At 64.8% G+C, this 26,368-nt stretch carries 25 protein-coding genes; 11 read left to right on the top strand and 14 right to left on the bottom strand.

The window, feature by feature from the left end; translation table 11 throughout:
* Positions 1-17: 17 nt before the first annotated feature.
* The 3 genes from I2H36_RS09620 to I2H36_RS09610 all read right to left on the bottom strand — a co-directional run bounded on the left by I2H36_RS09620 (position 18) and on the right by I2H36_RS09610 (position 2,935).
* Positions 18-428 (bottom strand): hypothetical protein, encoded by a 411-nt coding sequence (locus I2H36_RS09620; protein ID WP_196263683.1) that lies wholly within the window; start codon positions 426-428, stop codon positions 18-20.
* Positions 429-463: 35 nt separating this feature from the next.
* The gene (locus I2H36_RS09615) at positions 464-1,633 is read right to left on the bottom strand and encodes a M20 aminoacylase family protein (protein WP_196263682.1); all 1,170 of its coding nucleotides are present in this window, start codon (positions 1,631-1,633) and stop codon (positions 464-466) included.
* A gap of 90 nt (positions 1,634-1,723) precedes the next feature.
* Complete coding sequence (locus I2H36_RS09610) at positions 1,724-2,935, bottom strand: peptide ABC transporter permease (RefSeq protein WP_196263681.1); 1,212 nt, start codon at positions 2,933-2,935, stop codon at positions 1,724-1,726.
* Positions 2,936-3,057: 122 nt separating this feature from the next.
* On the opposite strand from I2H36_RS09610, the gene I2H36_RS09605 reads away from it, so the two are divergent.
* Positions 3,058-4,191: an FAD-dependent oxidoreductase gene (locus I2H36_RS09605; RefSeq protein WP_196263680.1), complete on the top strand. Its 1,134-nt coding sequence runs from the start codon at positions 3,058-3,060 to the stop codon at positions 4,189-4,191.
* 99 nt (positions 4,192-4,290) lie between these two features.
* Here the strand turns inward: I2H36_RS09605 and mmsB are convergent, their stop codons facing one another.
* The 5 genes from mmsB to I2H36_RS09580 form a co-directional block, all read right to left on the bottom strand.
* A complete protein-coding gene (gene mmsB, locus I2H36_RS09600) occupies positions 4,291-5,175 on the bottom strand; it encodes a 3-hydroxyisobutyrate dehydrogenase (protein WP_196263679.1) in 885 nt (294 codons plus the stop codon).
* Positions 5,172-5,606 carry a DUF4267 domain-containing protein gene (locus I2H36_RS09595; protein WP_196263678.1) on the bottom strand — a complete coding sequence of 145 codons (435 nt, stop codon included), beginning with the start codon at positions 5,604-5,606 and terminating at the stop codon, positions 5,172-5,174. The genes mmsB and I2H36_RS09595 overlap by 4 nt, the downstream gene beginning before the upstream one ends.
* On the bottom strand, positions 5,603-5,974 hold the full coding sequence (locus I2H36_RS09590) for a DUF5367 family protein (protein ID WP_196263677.1): 372 nt from the start codon (positions 5,972-5,974) through the stop codon (positions 5,603-5,605). The genes I2H36_RS09595 and I2H36_RS09590 overlap by 4 nt, the downstream gene beginning before the upstream one ends.
* Positions 5,971-7,122 carry an isobutyryl-CoA dehydrogenase gene (locus tag I2H36_RS09585; RefSeq protein WP_196263676.1) on the bottom strand — a complete coding sequence of 384 codons (1,152 nt, stop codon included), beginning with the start codon at positions 7,120-7,122 and terminating at the stop codon, positions 5,971-5,973. The genes I2H36_RS09590 and I2H36_RS09585 overlap by 4 nt, the downstream gene beginning before the upstream one ends.
* Positions 7,123-7,272: 150 nt before the next feature.
* On the bottom strand, positions 7,273-8,769 hold the full coding sequence (locus I2H36_RS09580; protein WP_196263675.1) for a CoA-acylating methylmalonate-semialdehyde dehydrogenase: 1,497 nt from the start codon (positions 8,767-8,769) through the stop codon (positions 7,273-7,275).
* Positions 8,770-8,888: 119 nt separating this feature from the next.
* On the opposite strand from I2H36_RS09580, the gene I2H36_RS09575 reads away from it, so the two are divergent.
* Both I2H36_RS09575 and tal read left to right on the top strand, forming a co-directional pair.
* The gene (locus tag I2H36_RS09575; RefSeq protein WP_196263674.1) at positions 8,889-9,779 is read left to right on the top strand and encodes a LysR family transcriptional regulator; all 891 of its coding nucleotides are present in this window, start codon (positions 8,889-8,891) and stop codon (positions 9,777-9,779) included.
* Positions 9,780-9,998: 219 nt separating this feature from the next.
* Positions 9,999-10,970 (top strand): transaldolase, encoded by a 972-nt coding sequence (gene tal / locus I2H36_RS09570; protein WP_196263673.1) that lies wholly within the window; start codon positions 9,999-10,001, stop codon positions 10,968-10,970.
* 33 nt (positions 10,971-11,003) lie between these two features.
* On the opposite strand, the gene I2H36_RS09565 is transcribed toward tal, so the two are convergent.
* The 4 genes from I2H36_RS09565 to I2H36_RS09550 all read right to left on the bottom strand — a co-directional run bounded on the left by I2H36_RS09565 (position 11,004) and on the right by I2H36_RS09550 (position 16,481).
* Entirely contained in the window at positions 11,004-11,261 is a 258-nt protein-coding gene (locus I2H36_RS09565; protein ID WP_196263672.1) for a YjhX family toxin, read from the bottom strand.
* Between the two features lie 347 nt (positions 11,262-11,608).
* Positions 11,609-13,288 (bottom strand): thiamine pyrophosphate-binding protein, encoded by a 1,680-nt coding sequence (locus I2H36_RS09560; protein ID WP_196263671.1) that lies wholly within the window; start codon positions 13,286-13,288, stop codon positions 11,609-11,611.
* A gap of 189 nt (positions 13,289-13,477) precedes the next feature.
* Positions 13,478-15,028 carry an L-piperidine-6-carboxylate dehydrogenase gene (amaB, locus tag I2H36_RS09555; protein ID WP_196263670.1) on the bottom strand — a complete coding sequence of 517 codons (1,551 nt, stop codon included), beginning with the start codon at positions 15,026-15,028 and terminating at the stop codon, positions 13,478-13,480.
* Between the two features lie 319 nt (positions 15,029-15,347).
* Positions 15,348-16,481, bottom strand: coding sequence for a saccharopine dehydrogenase family protein (locus tag I2H36_RS09550; protein ID WP_196263669.1), 1,134 nt, complete (start codon positions 16,479-16,481; stop codon positions 15,348-15,350).
* A 114-nt stretch (positions 16,482-16,595) separates the two neighbouring features.
* On the opposite strand from I2H36_RS09550, the gene I2H36_RS09545 reads away from it, so the two are divergent.
* Both I2H36_RS09545 and I2H36_RS09540 read left to right on the top strand, forming a co-directional pair.
* Positions 16,596-17,024, top strand: coding sequence for an Lrp/AsnC family transcriptional regulator (locus I2H36_RS09545; protein ID WP_036348044.1), 429 nt, complete (start codon positions 16,596-16,598; stop codon positions 17,022-17,024).
* Entirely contained in the window at positions 17,021-18,229 is a 1,209-nt protein-coding gene (locus I2H36_RS09540; protein WP_196263668.1) for an NAD(P)/FAD-dependent oxidoreductase, read from the top strand. The genes I2H36_RS09545 and I2H36_RS09540 overlap by 4 nt, the downstream gene beginning before the upstream one ends.
* Positions 18,230-18,376: 147 nt before the next feature.
* On the opposite strand, the gene I2H36_RS09535 is transcribed toward I2H36_RS09540, so the two are convergent.
* Entirely contained in the window at positions 18,377-18,568 is a 192-nt protein-coding gene (locus tag I2H36_RS09535) for a hypothetical protein (protein ID WP_196263667.1), read from the bottom strand.
* Between the two features lie 207 nt (positions 18,569-18,775).
* On the opposite strand from I2H36_RS09535, the gene ugpB reads away from it, so the two are divergent.
* The 5 genes from ugpB to I2H36_RS09510 all read left to right on the top strand — a co-directional run bounded on the left by ugpB (position 18,776) and on the right by I2H36_RS09510 (position 25,413).
* A complete protein-coding gene (gene ugpB / locus I2H36_RS09530; RefSeq protein ID WP_425523297.1) occupies positions 18,776-20,083 on the top strand; it encodes a sn-glycerol-3-phosphate ABC transporter substrate-binding protein UgpB in 1,308 nt (435 codons plus the stop codon).
* 129 nt (positions 20,084-20,212) lie between these two features.
* Positions 20,213-21,094, top strand: a complete 882-nt coding sequence (gene ugpA, locus I2H36_RS09525) for a sn-glycerol-3-phosphate ABC transporter permease UgpA (RefSeq protein ID WP_196263666.1) — start codon at positions 20,213-20,215, stop codon at positions 21,092-21,094.
* Positions 21,094-21,939, top strand: coding sequence for a sn-glycerol-3-phosphate ABC transporter permease UgpE (gene ugpE, locus I2H36_RS09520; RefSeq protein ID WP_196263665.1), 846 nt, complete (start codon positions 21,094-21,096; stop codon positions 21,937-21,939). Before ugpA ends, ugpE begins: the two co-directional genes overlap by 1 nt.
* A gap of 119 nt (positions 21,940-22,058) precedes the next feature.
* The gene (locus tag I2H36_RS09515; RefSeq protein ID WP_196263664.1) at positions 22,059-23,135 is read left to right on the top strand and encodes a sn-glycerol-3-phosphate import ATP-binding protein UgpC; all 1,077 of its coding nucleotides are present in this window, start codon (positions 22,059-22,061) and stop codon (positions 23,133-23,135) included.
* Between the two features lie 646 nt (positions 23,136-23,781).
* Entirely contained in the window at positions 23,782-25,413 is a 1,632-nt protein-coding gene (locus I2H36_RS09510) for an HAL/PAL/TAL family ammonia-lyase (protein ID WP_196263663.1), read from the top strand.
* 51 nt (positions 25,414-25,464) lie between these two features.
* Here the strand turns inward: I2H36_RS09510 and I2H36_RS09505 are convergent, their stop codons facing one another.
* Positions 25,465-25,770, bottom strand: coding sequence for a hypothetical protein (locus I2H36_RS09505; protein ID WP_196263662.1), 306 nt, complete (start codon positions 25,768-25,770; stop codon positions 25,465-25,467).
* Positions 25,771-25,850: 80 nt separating this feature from the next.
* Here I2H36_RS09505 and I2H36_RS09500 point away from each other — a divergent pair, with 80 nt between their 5' ends.
* Complete coding sequence (locus I2H36_RS09500; protein WP_196263661.1) at positions 25,851-26,366, top strand: GNAT family N-acetyltransferase; 516 nt, start codon at positions 25,851-25,853, stop codon at positions 26,364-26,366.
* Positions 26,367-26,368 lie beyond the last annotated feature (2 nt).

Below are 26,368 nucleotides of genomic sequence, written 5' to 3'. Positions count from 1 at the left end.
GGTTATGTTCCGCAGCCTCAAACGAGGTTTTCTGCGGCTCTCTGATGAGCGATGAAGTCCGGGCCGCAGGACAGCTTCTTAGCGAGCGGACTTTTGACATCGACGACCCGCCAGAAGGGCGTGATTTCGCTCGGCTTCTTACCCGATGCGAGATCCTCCAGAGCCGCCTCAGCGGCGATGCGCACGAAGATTCCGGTGGTCATGGGGCAGGTGACCTCGGCACTATGCGCACGAGCCAGATCGTCGCGCAGCTGGGCGATGCTGCGGGATTGGCCACGGGGAACGGCCGCGATGTAGTCCCGGACGATTCGGGGTGTTGCGATCAGCATCATCTGACCGAGCTTGAGACCCGCGAAGGCCTTGTCGACAGGCTCGATCTTTAGCGAGCCTGTCGCGAGTTTTTCATTCCACGTTTTCTTCCTGGGCATCGGCGTCCTCCGTGGAACGGATTAGCTCATCGCATTTATCGCGCAGGCATGCCGGTCTCGACGATCTTCGCCCACAGCGAGACGCCGTAGGGACTTGCTTCGTCGTTGAAGTCGTAGGCCGGGTGGTGGACGCCGGCCGTGTCGCCGTTGCCGAGGAAGATGTAGGCGCCCGGCCGCTGCTCCAGCATGTAGGAGAAATCCTCCGCGCCCATGAGCGGCGGCACGGTGGTGTCGACCGCGTTCTCGCCGCCGACCGCGCGGGCGACGCGGGCCATGAAGTCGGTCTTGTCGGGATCGTTCATGGTGACCGGGTAGCCGCGGTCGTACTCGACCTCGGCCTTGGCCCCGAAGGCCGCGCAGACGTTCTCGACAATGGCGCGGATGCGGGTCTCGGCGAGATCGCGTACCTCCGGCGAGAGAGTGCGCACGGTGCCGAGCAGCATGGCGGTCTGCGGAATCACGTTGAAGGCCTCGCCGGCCTTCACGGTGCAGACGGACACCACCACGGATTCAAGCGGGTCGGCGTTGCGGGAGGCGATGGTCTGCAGAGCCGTAATCACGTGGGCGGAGATCACCACCGGGTCGATGCAGTCATGCGGGCGCGCCGCGTGGCCGCCCTTGCCCTCGATGGTGATGGTGAAGCGGTCGGCCGCCGCCATCATGGCGCCGGGCCGGATGGCGAACTGGCCGACGGGAATGCCCGGCATGTTGTGCATGCCATAGACCTCCTGCACGCCGAAGCGCTCCATGAGGCCGTCCTTCACCATCTCGTTGCCGCCGCCGCCGCCTTCCTCCGCGGGCTGGAAGATCACCACGGCGGTGCCGTCGAAATTGCGCGTCTCGGCCAGGTACTTCGCGGCGCCGAGCAGCATGGCGGTGTGGCCGTCATGGCCGCAGGCATGCATCTTGCCGGGCACCTTGGAGGCATGGGGGACGTTCGTCGCCTCCTCGATAGGCAGCGCGTCCATGTCGGCGCGAAGGCCGATCACGCGTCCTGAATTGTTCGTGCGGCCCTTGATCACGCCGACGACGCCGGTCCGCCCCAGGCCCGTGACGACCTCGTCGCAGCCGAAGCTCTTCAGCTTGTCGGCGACGATCCCGGCGGTGCGATGAACGTCGAACAGGAGTTCCGGGTTTTCGTGGAAGTCGCGGCGCCAGGCGGTGATTTCATCGGCGAGATCGGCGACGCGGTTGATGATCGGCATGAAAGGTCCTCGAACAGGGAAGCAGGAACCCTCAGCCAAGCAGAGGCAGGGGCCTCCCGTCAACCGTTACAAAATACCCGAACTCAAGCTTTAGAACTTCTTGCGCAGGATGGCCTTGGGACGGGTGGTCCGGAACTGGCCCCGTTCGATGGCGACGAAGATCAGCACGAGCACCACGAGCGCAGCGAACCACCACACCTGTGTGGTGCCGATGCCGAGGCAGCCCAGGGCATAAGCGCAGGCAAACGCCGCCATGATGCCGGGCGCCACTGTGGGGCGGTGGCTCTGGATTCCGACAACGGCCCGGTAGAGCAGCAGGCTCCCGGCCACCGCCCCCACGACGCCGAGTTCATACCAGATCTCGAACAGCAGGGTGGAGGGCGCTTTGTGGGGAATCAGGCCGAAATACCGGCCGCGCAGGGCGGTCTCCAGCCCATGGCCCGTGAGCAGCCGCAGCGGCTCGTTGAGGACGATCTGGCGCCAGATGTCGAGGCTCACCGTGACCGGGGCCTTCGCACCGAGGAGGCCTGTCGCGAGAGGCTTCAGCAGAAAGGGCAGGAGAGGGGCGAGCAGCAGGAGGCCCGCCATGACCAGCCCGGTCAGGCGCGGGCCGAGCCTGGGACTGGCCGCGGTCAGGACGAACACGATGGCGCCGGCGGCAAGCCCGTAGAGGGGCATTCCCTCACGGGTGAGAAGGGCTGCCACCGCGACCGCAAGCGCCAGCGCGACGGCTTCGAGGTTCCTGCTGCGGGAATGGAGCCAGGCGAGCGCCGGCCAGACCAGCAGGGCCAGCATGAGCATGCCGCGCTCGAGGCTCAAACCCTCCGGGTCGAAGCGGCTGCTGCCTTGAAGCGCCAGGGGAATGCTGAGCACGGCCGCCAGGCCCACGCCGACGGGCAGGAGATAGAGATTGGCCGCACGCATCCGCTCCGGAACGGCCAAGTAGCCGCCGAGCCCCATGAGGATCATGCCCGCGATGTTGAACAGGCGCTCGGACGCCTCGGGCAGGAACGGGGTCCACACCAGGGACAGCGCGGCCCATAACAGAAGGACGAGCCCGGCGATTCCGCCTGTGGAGGTCGCAAGCGCCAGCGTCTTCTCACGGGCATGTCTCGCGCTGCCGTCCAGCACCGAGGCCAAAACGAGGAGAATGACCGCGAGCGGCGCCATCACCACGAGGGCGCGCCGCGTGAACAGGGCCGCCAGGGGAACGGCGAAAAACAGGATCGCGAAGCCGAGGCGCCGCAGCATGGCGGCGGCATCGGCGGAAGGGTTGGCCGTCTGGGAAACGGGGCGGACCATGCGGTGGACTATCGACCTTGGACGTTCGGGACAGGGAGCCTAATGGACGAAGTCGCTAAAAGCTGTAGGTGTCATGCAACACATCCTGTTCCTGTGTGTCCCCTCGGGAGAGCACGATCTCCATGGAAACGAGCGCTGAAATTCTCGGCAAGCGCCTCCTCCTGGTCGGGGGCGGGCACGCTCATGTTTTGGTGCTGGAAGCCTTCGCGCGCAATCCCGAGCCGGGTCTGACCATCACCTTGGTCACCAAGGATGGCCTGACGCCCTATTCGGGCATGCTGCCGGGCCATCTCGCCGGAACCTATACGCGGGACGAGATCCACATCGATCTGAAGCGCCTTGTCCGTGCCGCCGGCGCCGAACTGATCCTGGACGAGGCTGTCGGGTTCGACAGGGCAGCCCGGCGCGTACGGCTGAAGGGGGGCGAGGAACTGGCCTACGACATCCTCTCGGTCGATATCGGCATCACGCCGGATCTGTCGGGGATCGCCGGAGCGGAGGAGCATGCACTGGCCGTCAAACCCATCGGCAGCCTGCTGGAAAAATGGGATCGGCTCGTGGACAGCGCCCTCGCGCCGGACGGCCCGCGCCGATTCGCCATCGTCGGTGGAGGGGTTGCCGGGATCTGCCTCGCCTTCGCGGTCCGGGCTTTCTTCGCAGCGCGGGTGACCGATCCCATCACAGTGTCGCTGATCGGCGCATCCGAGGCGCCGAGCATCAATGCCGGCATGCGCCGCCGCATCGCGCGGGCGCTCAAGCGGCGCGGAATCGCCGTCCATGCCGAGGATGTGGCTGTGCGCATCGACCGAAGCGGGGTGACACTGGCGAGCGGCAGGCATGTGCCGGCCGACGCGGTGCTCGTCTCGACGCATGCGGCTCCTCCGTCGGTGCTCGCCACAACGGATTGGGCCAAGGACGATAGCGGGTTTCTCGCTGTACGCCCGACGCTTCAGATCCTCAACGACGAGACCGCTTTCGCCGTCGGCGACTGCGCTACCATGGTCGCGCATCCGCGACCCAAGGCCGGGGTCTTCGCCGTGCGGCAGGGGCCTGTGCTGGCCCGCAACCTGAGACGGGCTGTGCGGGGCGAGGCCCTCGAAGCCTACATCCCGCAGCGCGATCACCTGCTGCTGATCGCAACCGGTGACGGCCGCGCCATCGGTGGCCGCGGCCGCTTCCTCGCCTTCGAGGGCCGCCTCGCATGGCGGCTGAAGGACTTCATCGACCGGCGCTTCATGCGCCGGTTCGAGTTCTAGAGCGGTTTGCGTCCCAATGGGATCGCAAACCGCTCCGTCAATCTTTGGCCTGTCGCCATTTCGGACGGAAAACCGGTTCCCACTTTTCCTGAAATGGCTTTAGCTCTTCTGCCCGCGCAGGAAATTGACGATGCCCGAAAAATCGTCGCCGTCATGGCCGGCATTGGCGAAGAGCGCATACAGCTGCGCGGCCTCCGCACCGAGCGGCGTCGAGGCGCCGGACGCGAGCGCCGCCTCCTGGGCGAGCTTGAGGTCCTTGAGCATCAAGGCTGCGGCGAAGCCCGGCTTGTAGTCGTTGTTGGCCGGCGAGGTCGGCACCGGTCCCGGCACGGGGCAATAGGTGGTGAGCGACCAGCACTGGCCCGAGGAGGTGGAGGCGACATCGAAGAGCGCCTGATGCGACAGCCCGAGCTTTTCCGCCAGCACGAAGGCCTCCGACACACCGATCATCGAGATGCCGAGGATCATGTTGTTGCAGATCTTCGCCGCCTGGCCGGCGCCGGCCTCGCCGCAATGGACGACCTTCTTGCCCATCCTGGACAGGATCGGCTCGGCGCGGTCGAACGCGTCTTTCGAGCCGCCTGCCATGAAAGTGAGCGTTGCGCCCTTGGCGCCGCCGACGCCTCCGGAAACCGGCGCATCGAGGCTCGTGAGATTGCGCTCCTGCGCCATCCCGTGCGCCTTGCGCGCGCTCTCCACATCGATGGTCGAGCAGTCGATCAGCAGCGTGCCTTCCTTCACCGCAGGCAGGAGGTCGGTCCAGACCGAGAGCACATGCTTGCCGGCGGGCAGCATGGTCACGACGATCTCCGCATCCCGCACCGCATCGAGTGTGGAGGAGGCGATGTTCACGCCGTCGCTCTTGGCCTGATCGCAGGAGGCGGGTGAGAGGTCGAAGCCGGTGACGGAGTGGCCGGCCTTGACGAGGTTCGCCGCCATGGGTCCGCCCATGTTGCCGAGGCCGATGAAGGCAATGCTGGTCATGAGAATCCTCCCGTGTTGTCGTGTGATGATTGCTTGAACAGCCAGAGCGAGGCTCCCGCCATGACGGCGGCGCTCGCTCCATGGAGCAGCAGGTGGGCCGGTGCGCTGAGGCCCCGGCTGATGAGAACGATCAGCACATCGCCGACCGGGATCAGCACGGTGACGGCAAAGATCCACGCCAGAATGCGCCTGTTCGCCATGAAGGACAGGATCAGCAGGTAAAGACCGAAGGCGAGATCCCGCAGGCCGATGGCGAGGAGATAGCCCACATGGGTCCATTCCGGAGCGGGAAGGCCGAACAGCAGAGTGCCGATGCGCGGTGCGCCGAGGAAGAGAAGCCCCAAGCCGATGAAGAGGAGGCCGAGAGCCCACACGAGCCAGGTGCTCGGCTCGTTTCTCGGCAGTCCGCGCGACACGGTCGAATGCATCATAGGCCCCGCGCTCTCCAGAGCGACCCTGCAAGCGCAAAGCCGTAAAACCACAGCATCAGCGAGCCGAACACCTTGTCGAGTGCGGGGTCGAGGTGCGGGAAGAACACGGAAAAATGCGAGCCGACCGCCGCCATGATCAACATGCCGGGAACGGCGGTCAGCGCCATGGCGTGAGCGGCGCCTTTACGCAACACGCGCAGCAAGCGGTCTATCACCAGCCCGAAACCCAGACCAAGTGCTGCTCCTGCCACGAAGTTGGCCTGGAACGGACGCCGCCCGTCAAGAAAGAACCATGAGCCTGCGAAATGAAACAGCGCGAAGATCGCAGCAGTGATGCCGAAGCCAAGGCCGAGCGACCTCACGATCATCGATTGCCACGTCCTACCAGATCACGCGCCACGATCAGGCGCATGATCTCGTTGGTGCCTTCCAGAATCTGGTGCACGCGTAGATCGCGCACGATCTTCTCGACGCCATAATCGGCAAGGTAGCCGTAGCCGCCATGGAGCTGCAGCGCGTCGTTTGCCACCTGGAAGCCCACATCGGTTGCCATGCGCTTGGCCATGGCGCAGAGCTTGGTGGCATCGAGCGCCTTGGCGTCGAGCGCCGAGGCCGCGCGCCACAGGAATGTGCGCGCCGCTTCGAGCTCGGTCGCCATGTCGGCGATCTTGAACTGCAGAGCCTGGAAATCCGCGATGCGCTTGCCGAAAGCCTTGCGGTCGCCCGTATAGGCGAGGGCCTTGTCGAGGGCTGCTTGCGCGCCGCCGAGCGAGCAGGCGCCGATATTGATGCGACCGCCGTCGAGGCCCGACATGGCGATCTTGAAGCCCTGGCCTTCGTCCGACAGCCGGTTGGCGATGGGCACGCGCACGTCCTCGAAGATCACCGCGGCGGTGGGCTGCGCGTTCCAGCCCATCTTCTTCTCCTGCGCGCCGAAGGACACGCCGGGCATGTCCTTCTCGATCACCAGGGTCGAGATGCCGGAGGGGCCGTCCTCGCCGGTGCGCACCATGGTCACGTAGATGTCCGAGGTGCCGGCGCCCGAGATGAACTGCTTCACGCCGTTGACCACGTAATGGTCGCCGTCGCGCACCGCCCTGGTCTTGAGCGCCGCCGCGTCCGAGCCCGAGCCCGGCTCGGTGAGGCAGTAGCTCGCGATCAGCTCCATGGTGGCGAGGCGCGGAATGTAGCGCTGGCGCTGCTCCTCGTTGCCATAGCGGTCGATCATCCAGGCGGCCATGTTGTGGATCGAGAGATAAGCCGAAACCGCCGGGCAGCCCGTGGCGAGCGCCTCGAAGATCAGCGCCGCGTCGAGCCGCGTCATCCCCGATCCGCCGACATCGTCGCGGGTGTAGATCGCCGCCATGCCGAGGGCTGCCGCCTCGCGCATCACGTCCACGGGAAAATGCTTCTTCTCGTCCCATTCAAGGGCATGGGGCGCGAGGTTGTCCGCAGCAAAAGCAAGCGCCATGTCGCGGACGGCGATTTGATCGTCGGTGAGGGAAAACTGGGTCATGGTCCTAAATCGTCACGGCGGGGGCGGTTGTGCACCCCGACTTTGGATCTAGAGCATCTTTCGGCGAAATGGTCTGAGGTGCCGTCGAAAAGATGCGGCTCCGAAAACAAAAAAGGCCGGGAGCGAGCTCCCGGCCATGATTGTGTTGTCCTACTTCATCGTCGGAATGGAGAATTCCGCGCCTTCCTTGATGCCGGACGGCCAGCGCGACGTGACCGTCTTGGTCTTGGTGTAGAAGCGCACCGCGTCCGGGCCGTGCTGGTTCAGGTCGCCGAAGCCGGAGGCCTTCCAGCCGCCGAAGGTGTAATAGGCAAGCGGCACCGGGATCGGCACGTTGATGCCCACCATGCCTACGTTGACGCGCGAGGCGAAGTCGCGGGCGGCGTCGCCGTCACGGGTGTAGATCGCAACGCCGTTGCCGTATTCGTGGTCGGAGGGCAGGCGCAGGGCATCCTCGTAATCTTTGGCGCGCACCACGGACAGGACGGGGCCGAAGATCTCTTCCTTGTAGATGCGCATGTCGGTCGTCACCTCGTCGAAGAGGCAGCCGCCCATGTAGAAGCCGTTCTCGTAGCCCTGCATCTTGAAGTCGCGGCCGTCGACCACGAGCTTGGCGCCTTCCTGCACGCCGATATCCACATAGGAGCGCACCTTCTGCATATGCGCCTTGGTGATCATCGGGCCGAAATCGGCGGACGGGTCGGTGGAGGGGCCCACCTTCAGGGTCTCGACCCGCGGGATCAGTTTGTCCATGAGCGCGTCGGCGGTGGCGCGGCCCACCGGCACTGCCACCGAGATCGCCATGCAGCGCTCGCCCGCCGAGCCGTAGCCGGCGCCGATGAGTGCATCGGCCGCCTGATCGAGATCGGCGTCGGGCATGATGATCATGTGGTTCTTGGCGCCGCCGAAGCACTGGGCGCGCTTGCCGTTGGCGGTGGCGCGGGAATAGACGTATTGCGCGATCGGCGAGGAGCCGACGAAGCCCACGGCCTTGATGTCCGGATCGTCGAGGATCGCGTCCACCACTTCCTTGTCGCCGTTGACCACGTTGAGGATGCCGGCCGGCAGGCCCGCTTCCATCATGAGTTCGGCCAGGCGCATCGGCACGCCCGGATCACGCTCGGACGGCTTCAGGATGAAGGCGTTGCCGCAGGCGATGGCGGGCGAGAGCTTCCACAGCGGGATCATGGCCGGGAAGTTGAACGGCGTGATGCCCGCCACCACGCCGAGCGGCTGGCGGATCGAATACATGTCGATGCCGGGGCCGGCGCCTTCCGTGAACTCGCCCTTCAGCAGGTGCGGAATGCCGGTGCAGAACTCCGCCACCTCGACGCCGCGCTGGATGTCGCCCTTGGCGTCCACGATGGTCTTGCCATGCTCGCGTGCCAGCATTTCGGCCAGAGGATCCATCTCCTTGGCGATGAGTTCGAGGAACTTCATCATCACGCGGGCGCGGCGCTGCGGGTTGGTGGCGGCCCAGGCCGGCTGGGCGGCCTTGGCGTTCTCCACCGCCTGGCGCAGCTCGTCCTTGGATGCCAGCGCGACCCGGCCCAGAACCTCGCCGGTCATGGGCTGGAAGAATTCGGTGGTGCGTCCCGATTTACCGGCAACCTGCTTGCCGCCGACGAAATGTCCGACCTCGCGCATGGCGTCTCTCTCCTGATGGGTGTTTTTGGTGTCCTTCTTCTATCATTGTTGAAATCGCACGACTATGGGTGAAACCGAGGCACCGTTGTGCGAAAACGCCAATACGCTAAGGGTTGGGCATGAGCGCCTTCGACTGGGACGATCTCCGCTTCTTTCTCGCGGTTGCGCGGGCAGGCCGGTTGACGGCCGCCGCCCGCCAGCTGGAGGCGGACCACACCACGGTGTCCCGCCGCATCTCGGCGCTCGAAGCCTCGCTCAAGGCCAAGCTGTTCGAGCGCAGCCCTCAAGGGTACACCCTCACCGAGCCCGGCGAGCGGCTGCTGAAACACGCGGAGACCATAGAGACCCAAGCGCTGGCGGTGGCGAGCGAACTCGGTGGCACGGATCTCGCGCTCACCGGCACCGTGCGCATCGGCGCGCCGGACGGAATCGGCACCTATTTTCTCGCCCCCGAGCTCGGGGCGCTGGCCGAGCGGCATCCGGGCCTCACGCTGCAGCTCGTGGCGCTGCCCCGCACCTTCTCGCTCTCGAAGCGCGAGGCCGATATCGCCGTCACCCTGGAGCAGCCTACGGAAGGGCGGCTCGTGTCGCGCAAGCTCACGGATTACCGGCTTCGGCTCTACGCCTCAAAGGATTATTTGAAACGTCACGGGCCGATTGCCGATCTCGCGGACCTATCGGGCAAAACCCTCGTGACCTATGTGGCGGACCTGCTCTACAGCCCGGTGCTCGATTACTTCTCGGCCATCGAGAAGCATACCTCCCGCCGGTTCGAGTGCGCCAGCGTGGTGGCGCAGGCGGAAGCCGTACGGGCGGGTATAGGCATCGGTATCCTGCACGATTACGCGGTGCGGCAGTTTCCCGAACTTGAGGTGGTGCTGCCGGATGTCTCCTATCTTCGCACCTATTGGCTCGTGACCCATGCTGACGTCCGGAACCTCCGGCGCGTGGAGGAAGTCTATTCCTTCATCCTGAGCCGGGTGAGGGCCAATAGAGGGCTGTTCGTTTGAGGAGCCGCTTGCCCCACTCCGTCATCACCGGCCTTGTGCCGGTGATCCCGATCTGAAAAGCGCTGAGCCTTTCCTAGTCGGGATGGCCGGGACAAGCCCGGCCATGACGTCGAGGTTTTACCACAAGGGGAAGCGGAAAGGAGTGTCGCGGGCTCCAGGGCTTCACGCGGGCGCCTTGAGGGACTAAGTCAAATCCAAACGAACCCCACGGAGATCCCGATGTCCTCCAAGCTCGACCAATTGCGCGCCATGACGGTCGTCGTCGCCGATACGGGCGACCTCGATGCGGTGCGCCGCCTGAAGCCCCAGGACTGCACCACCAACCCGACCCTGCTCCTGAAGGCGGTCGAGACCCCGGCCTATGGCCATATCATCGACGAGGCCCTGGCTTGGGGCCGGAGCCAAGGCGGCTCCCGCGAAGGTGTGATCGAGGCAATCTGCGACCGTCTGGCTGTCGCTTTCGGCGCGGAACTCGCCGGCATCGTGCCGGGCCGCGTCTCGACGGAGGTGGATGCTGACCTCTCCTTCGACACGGAGGCCACACTCGCCAAGGCGCGGGCCATCATCAGGGCTTATGAGGCCCGTGGCATCGGGCGCGAGCGGATTCTCATCAAGATCGCCGCCACCTGGGAGGGCATCCGCGCGGCGGAAGTGCTCCAGAAGGAAGGCATCGACTGCAACCTCACGCTTCTCTTCAGCCAGGTGCAGGCCCAGGCCTGCGCGGAAGCCGGCGTGTTCCTGATCTCCCCCTTCGTCGGTCGCATCCTCGACTGGCACGTGAAAGCCGGCGGCGGGCCCTACACAGGCGAGACAGATCCGGGCGTTCTGTCCGTGCGCAAGATCTATGCCTCGTACAAGGCGCAAGGCATCAAGACCGTGGTGATGGGCGCCTCCTTCCGCAACATCGGAGAGATCGAGGCGCTCGCGGGCTGTGACCGCCTCACCATCTCGCCTGCGCTCCTCGACGAACTGGCTGGCGCGCAGGGTGAGTTGCCGCGCAAGCTCTCAGCCGATCATGTCGAAAAGACCGCGCCGCTGCCGCGCACGGACGAGAAGAGCTTCCGCTTCGCCATGAACGAAGATGCGATGGCGTCCGAAAAGCTCTCGGAGGGCATCCGCTCCTTCGTGAAGGACCTGCGGTCCCTGCGCAGCCTTGTGGCGAGGCGGCTGGAGGAGAAGGAGGCGGCCTGACACCGCCCCCTCCTTTGACTTGTCAGAGCCGGCTCAACGGTTGTCGGGCCGGCTTCTCACCGCCTGCAAGCCCTGCCGCGTGATGCGGTAAGGCCCACCGTTCGACGAGGCGATCAGCCCTTTCTGGCGCAGCGCCTTGAAAAGATCGAGGGTGCAGAGGGTGAGCAGCCACCCTTCACGGGTGAGACATTCGATTTCGAGAATACGGCCGTTATCGTCCTTGTAATGACGGATAACGCCGCCCTGCGCGAGCACGTGGAGCACGCGCTGCCCATTGCGTGAAACGTTCACGGGAATAACCTGAAGCTTTGATGGTGGTATCGGAGAGTGCGCGCACGTGCGCGTTCGGCTGAATCGTCAGCCGCTGCCCGCTGTCTTGCCAGCGGGCCTTACCGGGTCTCGGTCTCTCCGCGCATAAAAGCTCCAAAAGGAAACGGCGGCGTTATAAGCGCCGCCGTGTCGGATCGTCAAGTTTGTGCGAGTTGCTACCACTGTCATTCCGGGGCCGCGCAGCGGAGCCTGGAATCCATAACCGCTAACGGTGCATGATGAGGTGTGACGCTACTCGCATTTCTTGAAACGTCGTATTTATGGATTCCGGGCTCGGCCTCTGGCCGCCCCGGAATGACAGTGGAGGGTTACTTCTTCTCCGCCAGCGCCTTCTCACGGATCGCTGAGAGCGACATGCTGGGCGTGATCGCTTCCGGATCGAGGATGCAGTGCAGGATGGCGGGCTTGCTGGAGGTGAGCGCGCGCTGGAGGGCCGGGGCGAAATCCTCCGTCAGCTCGACGCGCTCGCCGTAGCCGCCGAAGGCGCGGGCATAGGCTGCGAAGTCCGGGTTCTGCAGCATGGTGGCCGAGACGCGACCGGGATATTCGCGCTCCTGGTGCATGCGGATCGTGCCGTACATGCCGTTATCAAGCAGAATCACCAGGATCGGCAGATCGTATTGCACGGCGGTGGCAAATTCCTGCCCGTTCATGAGGAAGTCGCCGTCTCCGGCAAACACCACCACGGGGCTGTCGGGCCGCAGGCGCTTGGCGCCCACGGCCGCCGGCACGCCATAGCCCATGGAGCCGGAGGTGGGGGCCAGCTGCGTGCCATATTGGCGGAACGGCCAGAAGCGATGCACCCAGGTGGCGAAATTGCCGGCGCCGTTGCAGAAGATCGTGTCGGTGGGCATCACCTCGCGCAGGTGCTGCATCACCTGGCCCATCTGCAGCGCGCCTGGGTGGCGGATCTCGCTCGGGTCGCTCCAAGCTTCGTAGCTTTTATGCGCCGCCGTCGTGCCCTCGCTCCAGGAAAGCGAGGCCGGCGGATGCACGCCCTCGAGCGCTGCCGTGAAGGCATTGGGCGAGGCGTTGATGGCGAGATGTGGCGCATAGACCCGGCCGAGTTCACTCGAATCGGGATGCACATGCACCAGCGTCTGCTTCGGCGCCGGAATGTCGAGAAGCGTGTAGGCCTGGCTCGGGATCTCGGAGAGGCGCCCGCCGACGAGCAGCACGAGATCCGCGTCCTTGATGCGGGCGAGCAGCTTCGGATTCACGCCGAGCCCGAGATCGCCGATGTACGAGGCGTGGTCGGCGGGAAACAGCATCTGACGGCGGAACGTGCAGGCGACCGGCAGCTCGAAGCGCTCGGCGAAGCGCACGAAGCGCTGCACGGCCGTCTCCGACCAGCGGCTGCCGCCGAGGAGCGCGATCGGGTTCTTGGCGCCGTGCAGGAGCTTCTGCAATTCGGCCATCTGCGTGAGGCCAGGGTGGGTCTCGATCACCTGATAGCGCGGCGCATCAGTGACGGCGGCCATCTCGGTGAGCACATCTTCCGGCAGCGCGATCACCACGGGGCCGGGACGGCCCGAGGTGGCAACATGGAAGGCGCGAGAGACGATCTCGGGGAAGCGTGCAGGATCGTCCACTTCCGTGGCCCACTTCGCGAGCGGTCCGAAGGCGGCGCGGTAGTCGAGCTCCTGGAACGCCTCGCGCTCGCGCATGCCGCGCTCGATCTGGCCGACGAACAGGATCATCGGCGTCGAATCCTGCTTGGCGATGTGGATGCCGGGCGAGGCGTTCGTCGCGCCGGGGCCTCGGGTGACGAAGCAGATGCCGGGACGGCCGGTGAGCTTGCCGTAAGCCTCCGCCATCATGGCCGCGCCGCCTTCCTGGCGGCAGACCGTGATGGCGATGTTCGCGTCATGCAGCGCATCGAGTGCCGCGAGATAGCTCTCGCCTGGAACGCAGAAGATGTGATCGACTCCGTGAAGAGTCAGTTGATCGACAAGAATCTGGCCGCCGGTGCGGGAGGGCGCTGTCATGGAAGGCTCGCGATGTAAGAGGGTTTAGATAGCAAAACGGAGGGCTAAAGCATCGGACCCAAAAGTGGAGGCCACTTTTGGGATCCAATCCGATGCTTCTTTATAAATAAGAGCATCGTTAGGTGCGGAAAACCGGATCCACTTTTCCGCACGATGCTCTTGTGCCCTCCGCTGGATGGTGTCAGACGATCAGGCGTCCACGTCGAACTTCACGCCCTGAGCGAGCGGAAGCGTGTTGCCGTAGTTCACCGTGTTGGTGGCGCGGCGCATATACGCCTTCCAGGCATCCGAGCCGGATTCACGTCCGCCGCCAGTCTCCTTCTCGCCGCCGAAGGCTCCACCGATCTCGGCGCCCGAGGGGCCGATATTCACGTTGGCGATGCCGCAATCGGAGCCCGTGGCCGAAATGAAGGCCTCGGCCTCGCGCATATTGAGGGTGAAGATCGAGGAGGAGAGGCCGGCGCCCACCGCGTTGTGCAGTTCGATTACCTCGTCGAAGCTCGAATAGCGCATCACGTAGAGGATCGGCGCGAAGGTCTCGCGGGTCACCGGGCCGGTCTGGCCAGGCATCTCGACGAGGGCGGGACGGGCATAGATTCCGTCGCCTGCCACATCCGTGTAGCGTCCACCGCCATGCACCTTGCCGCCGGCTGCGCGGGCCTCATCGAGAGCACGCTCCATGCCGTCGAAAGCGGCCTTGTCGATCAGCGGGCCGACAAGCGTGCCTTGCTCGCGCGGATCGCCGATCTTCACGCTGCCATAGACCTTGGCGAGACGCGGCACGAGGCTGTCATAGACGCTCTCATGCACGAAGAGGCGACGAAGCGTCGTGCAGCGCTGGCCCGCCGTGCCCATGGCGGCGAACGCGATGCCGCGAAGCGCGAGGTCGAGATCGGCGGAGGGGGCGACGATCGCGGCGTTGTTGCCGCCGAGTTCCAGGATTGCGCGGGCAAAGCGTTCAGCCAACTTCGGGCCGACCTGACGGCCCATGGCCGTGGAACCGGTGGCGGAGAGGATCGGCACACGGTGGTCTTCCACGAGGATCTCGCCGACCTCGCGGCCGCCGAGCAGCACCTCGCACAGGCCCTCCGGCACGCCGCCGAAGCGCTTGGCCGCACGCTCCACGATGGCGTGCGTGGCGAGCGCCGTGAGCAGGGTCTTCTCGGAGGGCTTCCACACCACGCTGTCACCGCAGACGAGTGCGAGCGCCGCGTTCCACGACCACACGGCCACGGGGAAGTTGAATGCGGAGATGACGCCGCAGACACCGAGCGGATGCCAGGTTTCCATCATGCGGTGATCGGCGCGCTCGGTGGCGATGGTCAGGCCGTAGAGCTGGCGCGAGAGGCCGACGGCGAAATCGCAGATGTCGATCATCTCCTGCACCTCGCCGAGGCCCTCGGAGACGATCTTGCCGGCCTCCAGGGTCACGAGGCGGCCGAGGTCGTCCTTCGACGCGCGCAGCTCCTCGCCGAGCAGGCGGATGAACTCGCCGCGCCGCGGCGCCGGGATCTTGCGCCAGACCTTGAAGGCGGCGTCGGCCCGGCCGATGGCGGCCTTGGCCTCGTCCGGCGTGGTTTCCCGCACATGGGCGATCACCTCGCCGGTGATCGGGGAGCGGGCCGGGCGACCGCCGGTGGCAAAGGCGCTGTCCGGCACGCCGAGGCGCGCGAGAATGGCGCGGGCCTCGTCCGCCACGGAGGCAGGCGCGGAGGATACGGGTTTCAGGCTCGCGGTCATGGTCATCTCCCTCGATGCGGGCTTAGGGCTTGTCATGAAGCCCTGGCCGGCGCTTGTCCTTGGAACGAAACGACGGCGGCTGTCAGGCCACCGTCTTAAAGCATTTCGGGACAGGCAGGGAACTGCTTTTCCCGAATAGGGTCATGCGGTTTGGTCAAGAAGCCGGAGGTTAGGTTTTCACCCAACCTTGTCATCACCGGCCTTGTGCCGGTGATCTCGATTATCTGAGGCGCAGAGCTTTTCCCATCGGGATGGCCGGCACAAGGCCGGCCATGACGTCGAGGGTTGCTGCGGCCGAGAGGATGTCTCGCCTCGTCCCTCACGCCACCGCGTCGAGGCGGATGTTCTTTACTGCCGGCTCGTGGCCTTCGTCCAGGCGCTCGCCCGCATAGACGCGGCCGAAGCGGTTGGCCAGGAAGCTGTCGAGGTCGATCTCCTCCTGACGCACGAAACCCTGTTTCGGCAGCTTGCCGGCGACCAGCAGGTCGAGCATGGCGCAGATGCCGGCAGCCGTCGTCACCTGAATGGCGGTGCGCTGGGTGCCGGCGACCTTCTGGCCATAGACGCTTCGGGCATAGGTTTCCTGAACGTAGCGTCCGCCACGCTCACCGGTGACGGTCACGAACACGATGACCATGTCCTGCATGGTGGCCGGCACCGCGTTCTCCAGGATGTCCTTGAGGACCTCGCGGCGGTTGCGTAAGCCGAGGTCGTTCAGCAGCACCCGCATCAGGCCGCAATGGCCCGGGTAGCGGATGGTCTTGTAGTTCAGGTTTCGCACCTTGCCTTCGAGCGTCTCGCACAGGGTGCCGAGGCCCCCGGAGGTATTGAAGGCCTCATAGCGCGTGCCGTCGAGGGAGAACTCCTCAAGCTCCTCCATGGCCGGAACCTCACGCAGCTTGCCGTCGACCACGGCCTCGCAGCGCTCGATATACTCGTTGATGACGCCGTCCGTGCTCCAGGTGAGGTTATAGGACAGGGCGTTCGACGGGTATTGCGGCAGGGCACCGACGCGCAGGCGCACCGTGTCGAGCTTGTCGAAGCGGCTGGCAATGTCGTGCGCCACGATGGAGATGAAGCCGGGGGCGAGGCCGCATTGCGGAATGAAGGCCGTGGAGGCGCCCTCGGCCAGCTCCTTCACCATGCGGGTCGTGGCCACATCCTCGGTGAGGTCGAAATAGTTGACGTCCGCCAGGCGCGCGGCCTTGGCCACGTGGCTCGTCAGGTGGTAGGGCGCTGCGCTCAGAACCGCGTAGTGACCCTTCAAGGCATTCTGCAGGGCGACCGCGTCACTGAAGTCGAGCTGGATCGTCTTGACCCCATCCTTGGCGACCGCCTCCAGCGCCTCAGGCGAAGCGTCCGCGACGGTAACGCGGTAATCGCCGGTCTCGTGGAGCATGTCGACAATGGTGGAGCCGATCTTGCCGGCGCCGATGACGAGAATCGAGTGCATTCAAACCTCCCTGTGATGGGAGCAGAAAAAGGCAGATCGCTGCAAAGCGCCATAGACAAGCTGACGGAAAGCCGATTAGGTTTCGGCGAAATGCCGCTTTGACTGGTCATAGTGATGCTTGACGCCACCGATCGTGCCCTGATTGCCCTCCTGCGGGAGAATGCCCGTATCGGCCATGCGGAGGCGGCCCGCCGCCTCAATCTCTCCCGCACCACCGTTCAGGCGCGGGTCGAGAGCCTGGAGCGCCGGGGCGTCATCGCGGGCTATACCCTGCGCCTCGCCGAGGAGGTCACCAGCCGCATGGTGCGGGCGCATGTGACCATCGTGGTGGCGCCCAAGGCCTCGGGCGGCGTCGTGTCGGCGCTTCAGCGCATGCCTGAATTGCGCGCGCTTCATTCCGTCGCGGGTGTCTTCGATCTTCTGGCGGTGGTAGAGGCTCAAGACGTTCCCTCCCTCGACGCGGCCATCGACCGGATTGGCGCAGTCGAAGGAGTCGAGCGCACGCAATCCTCCATCATCCTCTCAACGAAGTTCGAACGATGACCTCTGCAACTTCTCTTCGGGCCGATGTCGTGATCGTCGGCGGCGCCGTCATGGGCTCCTCCGCGGCCTATCACCTGCTGGCCGATTCCGGCTTCAAGGGGCGCGTCATCGTGGTCGAGAAGGACCCGACCTATCAGCTCTCGGCCTCTGCGCTTTCGGCCGCCTCGATCCGGCAGCAATATTCCAGCGCGGTGAACATCCGCATCTCGCTCTATGGCATCCAATTCCTGCGCAGCATCGGCGATTACCTGGCTGTCGATGGCGACCGGCCGGAAATCGGACTGCGAGAAGGCGGCTATCTCTATTGCGCGTCGGACGCGGGCGAACAGGTTCTGCGCGAGAACCAGGCGCTGCAGGCGGCGGAAGGCGCGGATATCCTTTTCCTGAAGCCGGAGGAGTTGAAGAGCCGCTTCCCCTGGCTCAATGTGGAGGATCTCGCGGCCGGCACCTGGGGCCGCTCGGGCGAGGGCTGGTTCGACGGCTGGGGTCTGCTCCAGGCCTTCCGCAAGAAGGCGCGCTCGCTGGGCGCGGAATACGTGAAGGGAGAGGTGGCCGAGATCGAGCGTGAGGGTGGCGCGGTCACGGCGGTGCGCCTCAAGGACGGCACGCGCATCGCCTGCGGCACGCTGGTCAATTGCGCGGGCTCCGGCGGGCGGGCGATCGCCGCCATGACAGGCCTCGACATTCCGGTCCAGGCCAAGCGCCGCTACGTCTTCACTTTCGCCTGCAAGGAGCCGGTGGAGAACTGCCCGCTGCTCATCGACACGTCCGGCGCCTATGTACGCCCGGAAGGCGAGGGGCACTTCATCTGCGGCGCCTCGCCGGAGGCGGACATGGACCCGGATTGGCACGACGATGATCCGGCCAGCCAGGAGATCGACCATTCCTTCTTCGAGGAGTTCATCTGGCCGTCGCTCGCCCATCGCGTGCCTGCCTTCGAGGCGATCAGGCCCGGCCGCGCCTGGTCAGGGCCTTACGACATGTGCCTCCTCGACCACAACGCCATCATCGGCCAGGCGGGCGAACTCAGGAACGTCTATCTCTGCAACGGCTTCTCGGGCCACGGCCTGCAGCAGGCTCCGGCCGTCGGCCGCGGGCTCGCCGAGCTGATCGTGCACGGCGGCTATCGCACCCTCGACCTGTCGGAGCTCGGCTACGACCGGGTGCTCGCCAACCAGCCGTTGCTGGAGCGGAATGTGATCTAGAGCGCCTGACAGGCACACCATAAACCTCACCGCTGCTCCTCAGGATGAGGGGGGTTTTGTTGGCAAGCCTTAAAACCCCATCTCGTCAGAGGTGCGGTAGCCCCGTATTCGGCCGCCGCGGCTCATGTGACGCTGCATCCGGCCTGGTCAGCGGAGGGCTTCCACGGAATCGTCCCGGGCCGAGAGGGTGCGAAAGCCGGAGATCGAGGAGATCTCGCGGGCATCTTCGGTGCCGACGGCGACGATCCTGTGCTGGGCGATTCCCATCTCGAGCAGGGACTGGAGTGCCTGGCGGGCCTGGGCGGGATCCCTGAACAGGGCTGTGATCATCTGGGACATGCGGTTCTTCCGTTCGGTTACTCCCTCAACGAAGAGGCGCTTCGGCCTGTTCCCAAGATCGGCCATTAAGCCTTTTGTATGAAAGGGCTTCCATTTTGAAGCCGGCTATGATTGTCATGGTTTCGTCATAGAACCGTCATCCGGGCTTAACGCCAGGATGGTGAACGACAAGAACGTCCCAGACGGGATGATACGGGAGAGATTAGAATGATGAAGAAGTCGCTCCTCGGCGCCCTGGCCCTCGGCCTTGCGACGAGCACCTCCGCTTTCGCCCAGACGGAGATTCAGTGGTGGCATGCCATGACCGGCGCCAACAACGACGTCGTGAACAAGCTGGCTGAAGATTTCAACGCTTCCCAGAAGGACTACAAGGTCGTCGTCAGCTACAAGGGCCAGTACGCCGACACCCTGAACGCCGGCATCGCCGCGTTCCGCGCGGGCAACGCTCCCCACATCCTGCAGGTGTTCGAAGTCGGAACGGCGACCATGATGGGCGCCCGCGGCGCGATCAAGCCGGTCCAGGAGATGATGAAGGAAGCGGGCGAGAAGTTCGATCCGAATGCCTACCTCCCGGCCATCACCGGCTACTATTCCACGGCCAAGGGCGAGATGCTCTCCATGCCCTTCAACTCCTCCTCGATGGTCATGTGGATCAATAAGGACGAGCTGAAGAAGGCCGGCGTCGCCGAGATCCCGAAGACCTGGCCTCAGGTGTTCGACGCCGCCAAGAAGCTCAAGGCCGCCGGCCACGACACCTGCGGCTTCTCGAACGCCTGGGCGTCCTGGGCCAATGTCGAGCAGTTCTCGGCCTGGCACAACATCCCGATGGCCACCAAGGCCAACGGTCTCGACGGCTTCGACACGGAGATGAAGTTCAACTCTCCGCAGCACGTGAAGCACCTGCAGAACCTCGTGGACCTGCAGAAGGACAAGACCTACGACTATTCGGGCCGCGACTCGAAGTCTGAGGGCCGCTTCACCTCCGGTGAATGCGCGATCTTCCTGACCTCTTCGGGCTTCTACGGCAACGTGAAGGCCAACGCGAAGTTCGATTGGGCCAATGCGCCGATGCCGTATTACCCGGACGTCCAGGGCGCTCCGCAGAACTCCATCATCGGTGGTGCTTCCCTGTGGGTCATGGGCGGCAAGAAGGCCGACGAGTACAAGGGCGTGGCGAAGTTCTTCACCTTCCTGTCCGACACGGACCGTCAGGCGAAGCTGCACCAGGAATCGGGCTATCTCCCGATCACCAAGGCGGCCTACGAGAAGACCAAGGCTTCGGGCTTCTATGAGAAGAACCCCGCTCTCCAGATGGCGCTGATCGAGCTGACCAACAAGGAGCCGACCGAGAACTCCCGTGGTCTGCGCTTCGGCAACATGGTGCAGATCCGCGACGTGATCTCCGAGGAGATCGAGGCTGCTCTTGCCGGTCAGAAGCCCGCCAAGGACGCTCTCGATACGGCCGTGACCCGCTCCAACCAGATCCTGCGTCAGTTCGAGCGTACCGTTCGCTAAGCTGACCTGATACTCACCACGAACTCATCCCGGGAAGCTTGAAGACGCTTCCCGGGATGATCTTATAGATCACCCTCGCAGACCGGTTGCTGCCGTCATCTGCCCCATCCTCGGACAGCCGCAAACGCGATGGAAAAACGAGCTCACATTTCAGGTTGGACGCTACCGCTCCTGCTGATCCTTCCGCAGATGGCGATCACCGTCATCTTCTTCTACTGGCCGGCCTCCCAGGCCATCTGGCAGTCCTTCCTGCGGGAAGACGCCTTTGGCCTCGCGTCCGAATTCGTCGGCTTCGAGAATTACGTCTCGCTGTTCGAGCAGCCAGAATATTACCGGGCCATGGTCACGACGGCGATCTTCTCGTCGCTGGTGGCTTTCTTCTCTCTCGCCTGCGCGCTCCTGCTGGCCACCCAGGCCGACAAGAACATTCGCGGCGGGCAAGCCTTCAAGACCTTTCTGATCTGGCCCTATGCGGTGGCTCCCGCCATCGCGGGCGTGCTGTGGCTCTTCATGTTCCACCCGACGCTCGGCACGCTCTCGAAGCCGATCAAGGCGATCGGCATCGACTGGAACCCGATGCTGAATGCCAACCACGCCATGACGCTTCTGGTGCTCTCGGCCACCTGGAAGCAGATCAGCTACAACTTCCTGTTCTTCCTGGCGGGTCTGCAGGCGATCCCGAAGAGCGTGATCGAGGCGGCCGCCATCGACGGCGCCGGTCCCCTGCGCCGCTTCTGGACGGTGATCTTCCCGCTCCTGTCGCCCACCACGTTCTTCCTGCTCGTGGTCAACGTCGTCTACGTGTTCTTCGACACGTTCGGCATCATCGATGCCGTGACGGGCGGCGGGCCGGCCGGGCAGACCACGACCCTTGTCTACAAGGTTTATGCGGACGGCCGTCTCGGCGGCGATCTCGGCGGCTCGGCTGCCCAGTCGGTGATCCTGATGATCATCGTGATCGCGCTGACTGCCATCCAGTTCCGTTATGTCGAGCGCAAGGTCCAATACTGATGGTCGAGAATCGTCCCTTCGCCCAATTCATGGCCTACCTGACGCTCGCGCTTGGCGTCGTCATCGTGGCCTTTCCCGTCTACCTGGCCGTCATGGCATCCACCTTCGACACGGCAACCATCATCAACGGCAACATGCCGCTGGTGCCCGGTAACCAGGCCGATGAGAACTACACCCGGACGCTGCTCTATGGTGGCATGCATGCCCGCCAGCCCGTCGGCGGCATGATGCTCAATTCGATGATCATGGCGCTGGGGATCGCGATCGGAAAGATCCTGATTTCGATCCTCTCGGCCTTTGCGGTGGTGTATTTCAAGTTCCCGTTCCGCAAGACCGCGTTCTGGATCATCTTCATCACCCTGATGCTGCCCGTCGAGGTGCGTATCTACCCGACCTACAAGATCGTCGCGGATCTGGGGCTGCTCGATACCTATACGGGTCTCGTCATGCCGCTCATCGCGTCCGCCACCGGCACGCTGCTCTTCCGGCAGTTCTTCATGACGATCCCGGACGAACTGCTTGAGGCGTCGAAGATCGACGGCGCAGGCGCGTTCCGCTTCTTCAAGGACACGCTGCTTCCGCTCTCCATGACGACGATCGCGGCGCTGTTCGTGATCCAGTTCATCTACGGCTGGAACCAGTATCTCTGGCCGTTGCTGATCACGACCAAGAGCTCGATGCAGACCATCGTCATCGGCATCAAGATGATGATCACCACCACGGATGCCTTGACCGAGTGGAATGTTGCGATGACCACCGCCGTGCTGGCCATGCTCCCGCCGGTGCTCGTGGTGATCTTCATGCAGAGGCTCTTCGTGAAGGGTCTCGTCGAAACGGAGAAATGACGCGCCGACCGGCGCTTAGCCCTCGCGGTCGGAAGCCGTGAGGGCTCTTTCTTAAAAGCTTCAACGATTTTCGCCCGACGCTTTGAGCCGAACGGGCCACGGTTAAAAGGAAGAGTACGATGGCAGGGGTGACGCTGGATACGGTCAGGAAGATCTACGCGGGCAATGTGGAGGCCGTGAAGGGCGTATCGCTCGGCATCGAGGACGGCTCCTTCTGCGTGCTCGTCGGCCCGTCGGGCTGTGGCAAGTCCACGCTGCTGCGCATGATCGCCGGGCTCGAGACCATCTCGGGCGGCGAGGTGAAGATCGGCGACCGGGTGGTGAACCAGGTCGAACCCGCCGACCGCGACATCGCCATGGTGTTCCAGAACTACGCGCTCTATCCGCACATGAGCGTCTACGACAACATGGCTTATGGCCTGAAGAACCGCGGCACGCCCAAGGACGAGATCGAGAAGCGCGTCAATGAGGCCGCCCGCATCCTCGCCATCGAGACGTTCCTGGCTCGCAAGCCGCGCCAGCTCTCCGGCGGCCAGCGCCAGCGCGTCGCCATGGGCCGCGCCATCGTGCGCAAGCCCCAGGTGTTCCTCTTCGACGAGCCGCTCTCCAACCTGGACGCCAAGCTGCGCGTGCAGATGCGCGTGGAGATCAAGCGCCTCCAGCGCGCCCTCGGCGTCACATCGATCTACGTTACCCACGATCAGGTCGAGGCGATGACGCTGTCCGACAAGCTCGTGGTGATGTCCGGCGGCCAGATCGAGCAGGTCGGCACCCCCTCGGAGGTGTACCGCCGCCCCGAGACCCGATTCGTCGCCACCTTCATCGGCTCGCCGCCCATGAACATCCTGCCTGGCCAAGTGGAAGGCCCCGGCCGCGTCTCCGTCGGCGGGCAGTCCATCGCCGTCACCGACATGCGCGAGGGCCTCATCCCCGGCTCCGCCATCGAGGTGGGCCTGCGCCCCGAGGACGTGCAGGCCGGCGGCGTTGGCACGAGCTCGCTCACCATGGATGTGGACTTCGTCGAAGAGCTCGGCGCCACCCAGCTCTTCCACGGCAAGGTCGCCGGCGCCGAATTCATCGTGCAGGCCTCGACCGGCCAGCTTCCGGCGGATACGCGCAAGCTCACGCTGGCGGTCGACCCCGGAAACGTCCACCTCTTCGACCCGCAGACCACGAAGCGTCTGGGTCGGGTGTGATCGCGATTTCCCTCTACCAATGCAAATGTAAGGCCTCGGCACAGCCGGGGCCTTTTCGTTATGGACCGGTGCTATCCTCCCACCCGTCATTCCGGACGCAACGCAGCGAAGATCCGGGATCGTGGGCAGGATAGGGCGCGGGCGTTCCCTCTCCCACGAAGGGGGGAGGGCAGCGCGCGTTTATGTTCCTATTTTGTTCTTGACAATTCTCCTAACCTCGGCTATATCGTTGTGCAGATCTGCTCCTGTCGAGGGGCGCGCTCGCGAGGCGTCGCAGTGTGGGAGCAGACACGGTCCTGTGGTGCAGCCTCGCACGCTGCACCGACAGGAGGCCCAGGCTGTGGGCCGGTGGTCGGAATCGGTTCCAGGCCCCCGTCGAGCAGACGGGCAACGCCTGGAACGGTCACCGGGCTGGTCCCGCCTGTCCGCCTAAAGAAGCCGTGCGCGAAGAGGCATCCTGGCTCTTCCTTCTCACCATCCATCATCGAGCCGGGATGCCAGTCGCGCCACCCTCGATCACCGCACAGGCTCGCAGCTCACGCTGCGGGCCCCAAGGTGCTGGCTGTTTGACAGGCGCGTCCCCAGGCGGCGGTTGCGCCGCCTGCAAAGCCCCGGTATCCCTTTTGCATCAACGTGAGGAACAGCGATGACGGTCAAGCTCGACGGGGCTACTCTCGGCATTCAGGACGTGGTGCGCGTGGCGCGCCGCGATGCTCAAGGGGCCTACGCGCAGGCAGCCCTGGCTCCCGAGGCCCGTGAGCGGATCGCCGCGACGCGGGATTACATCGACCGCACCTGGATGCATGACGACGCGCCGCTCATGTATGCCTTCAACACCGGCGTCGGCCTATTCAAGGATCAGCGCGTCCTCATCAGCGACATGGCCGCCTACCAGCGCAAGACCGTCTATGCGCATGCCACCGGCGTTGGCGAGCCCTTCGCCGAGGACGTGACGCGCGCCATGATGCTGCTGCGCGCCAATGCCTTCGCGTCGAACTATTCCGGCCCGCAGGTCGAGCTCGTCGAGCGGCTCATCGCGTTCCTCAATGCGGGCCTTCATCCCGTGATCCCGCAGAAAGGCTCCGTCGGTGCCTCGGGTGATCTCGCGCCGCTGGCGCACATGGCCGGCGCCATCTGCGGTTTCGACGAAGCCGACATGATCTATCAGGGCCGCGTCATGCCGGCGCGCGACGCCATTCGCCTCGCGGGATTCGATCCCGATTTCGAACTCGGGGCCAAGGATGCGTCGGCGCTCATCAACGGCTCGACCACGTCGCTCGCGCTCGGTGCTCTCGCGACCCACGATGCGCGCCGCCTGCTGAAACATGCCGACATCGCCATGTGCCTGTCGCTGGAGGCCATGCGCGGCGAGTTGGCGGCCTTCGATCCGCGTGTGCACAAGGCCCGTCCGCATCCCGGTCAGGGCAAGGTCGCACGCAACCTCCTGCGCATTCTGGAGGGCACGAAGCGCTGCTCGCAATCGGCGCGAGACATCGTCTTCCCGGACGAGCCGCGTCAGCCCGGCCAGCCTGCATCGCCGCGCGTGCAGGATGTTTATTCCCTGCGCTGCACGCCGCAGGTTCATGGGCCCGTGATCGAGGCGCTGGAATATGTCGAGCGCATCATCGGCACGGAAATGAACTCCGCCACTGACAATCCGCTCATCTTCGATGACGGGCAGGGTGGCTATGTGTCGATCTCGGGCGGTCACTTCCACGGGCAGTACATGGCGCAGGCCATGGATTTTCTGGCCATCGCCATGGCGGATCTCGGCAGCATCTCCGAGCGGCGCCTCGCGCGCCTCATCGATCCCACGATGTCCTATGGCCTGCCGCGCAACCTGCTCGCTGGCAAGCGCGGTCTCAACACGGGCTTCGCCACGGTGCAGTGCTCGATGTCGGCGCTGGTCATGGAAAACCGCGGACTGGCGACGCCGGGCTCGGTCGACTCGATCCCCGGCAAGTCGAATGCTGAGGATCACATCTCCAACTCCACCTGGTGCGGGCGGAAAGCCCGCACCATCGTGGAGAACGTGGAGCAGATCGTGGCAGGTGAGTTGCTGATGGCGGCCCAGGCGCTGACGCTGGTCGAGCCGCTCGCGGGCGACCACCCGCTGGGCAAGGGCTCGCGCGCCGCCATGGAGGCGATCCGCGCCGTCATTCCGCCGGCCCTCGACGGCGACCGGTGGTACGCCACCGAAATGCGTCAAGCCCTCGACCTCGTGCGCTCCGGCGCCGTCGTCGAAGCGGTCGAGAGCGCCATCGGCGAGCTGGAATAAGCGAAAAAGGCCCGGAGATCCCGGGCCTTTGATTGTTGGAGGCGGTGCCGATCAGCGGCAGCGGCGAACGGTGCGGTAGACCACGTTGCCGTTCGCGCGCACGATGCGCTCGCGGATGGTGCGGCAGCGATCCACCCGACGCTGCCAGGCGGGAACGCCGCAGTTACGGACGGTGCGATAGACCACGCGGCCGTTCGGGCGCACGGTGCGAATGCGGCGCGTCACGCAGGCCACATTGTCGACGAGCGATGGCACCTGGATCTGCTCGGGGCTGAACCGCGCATGAGCCTCCTGGGGAGCGGCGAAGAAGCCTGCACCGAGAGCAAGAGCGAAAGCGGGGAGAACGATGGATCGCATGGTCCATTCCTTATAGTTCGAGGAGGGGCTGACGACAACGGCAAGTCTATGCCATGGTTCCTGAAGCCGGAATGAACCTCATGTTGTCACGCGTTTCGATTCACCCCGTTCAAGCCTCGGATGGCGCCGAGTTGGTGACGGCCAACCTTGCCAGCATTGACCTGCACGAGCCTTGGGTGTCGCCTTGCCGCGATCATGCGAGCTTCCTCGGTTACCTCACCCGCTGCGACGGGGAGCGCTCCATCGGCTTCATCGCCCGCGAGCGGGAGAGCGGGCGCATCGTCGGCGTGGTGAACCTGAGCGAGATCGTGCGCGGCTTCTTTCAGAGCGCCTATATGGGCTATTACGGCATGGCCGGCATGAACGGGCGAGGGCTGATGAGGGAGGCGGTGAGCCTCGTGGTCACGCACGCCTTCCACGACCTCGCGCTGCATCGGGTCGAGGCGAATATCCAGCCCGCCAACCAGCCCTCACGCGCCCTCGTGCAGCGCCTCGGCTTTCGCCAGGAGGGTTTTTCACCACGCTACCTGAAGATCAACGGCGAGTGGCGCGATCACGAGCGCTGGGCGGTGTTGGCGGATGAGTGGAAAGGCTGATG

The sequence above is a fragment of the Microvirga terrestris genome (assembly GCF_015694425.1).
GTDB classification, from domain to species: Bacteria; Pseudomonadota; Alphaproteobacteria; order Rhizobiales; family Beijerinckiaceae; genus Microvirga; species Microvirga terrestris.
This window is presented reverse-complemented; position numbering and strand designations above follow the sequence as displayed.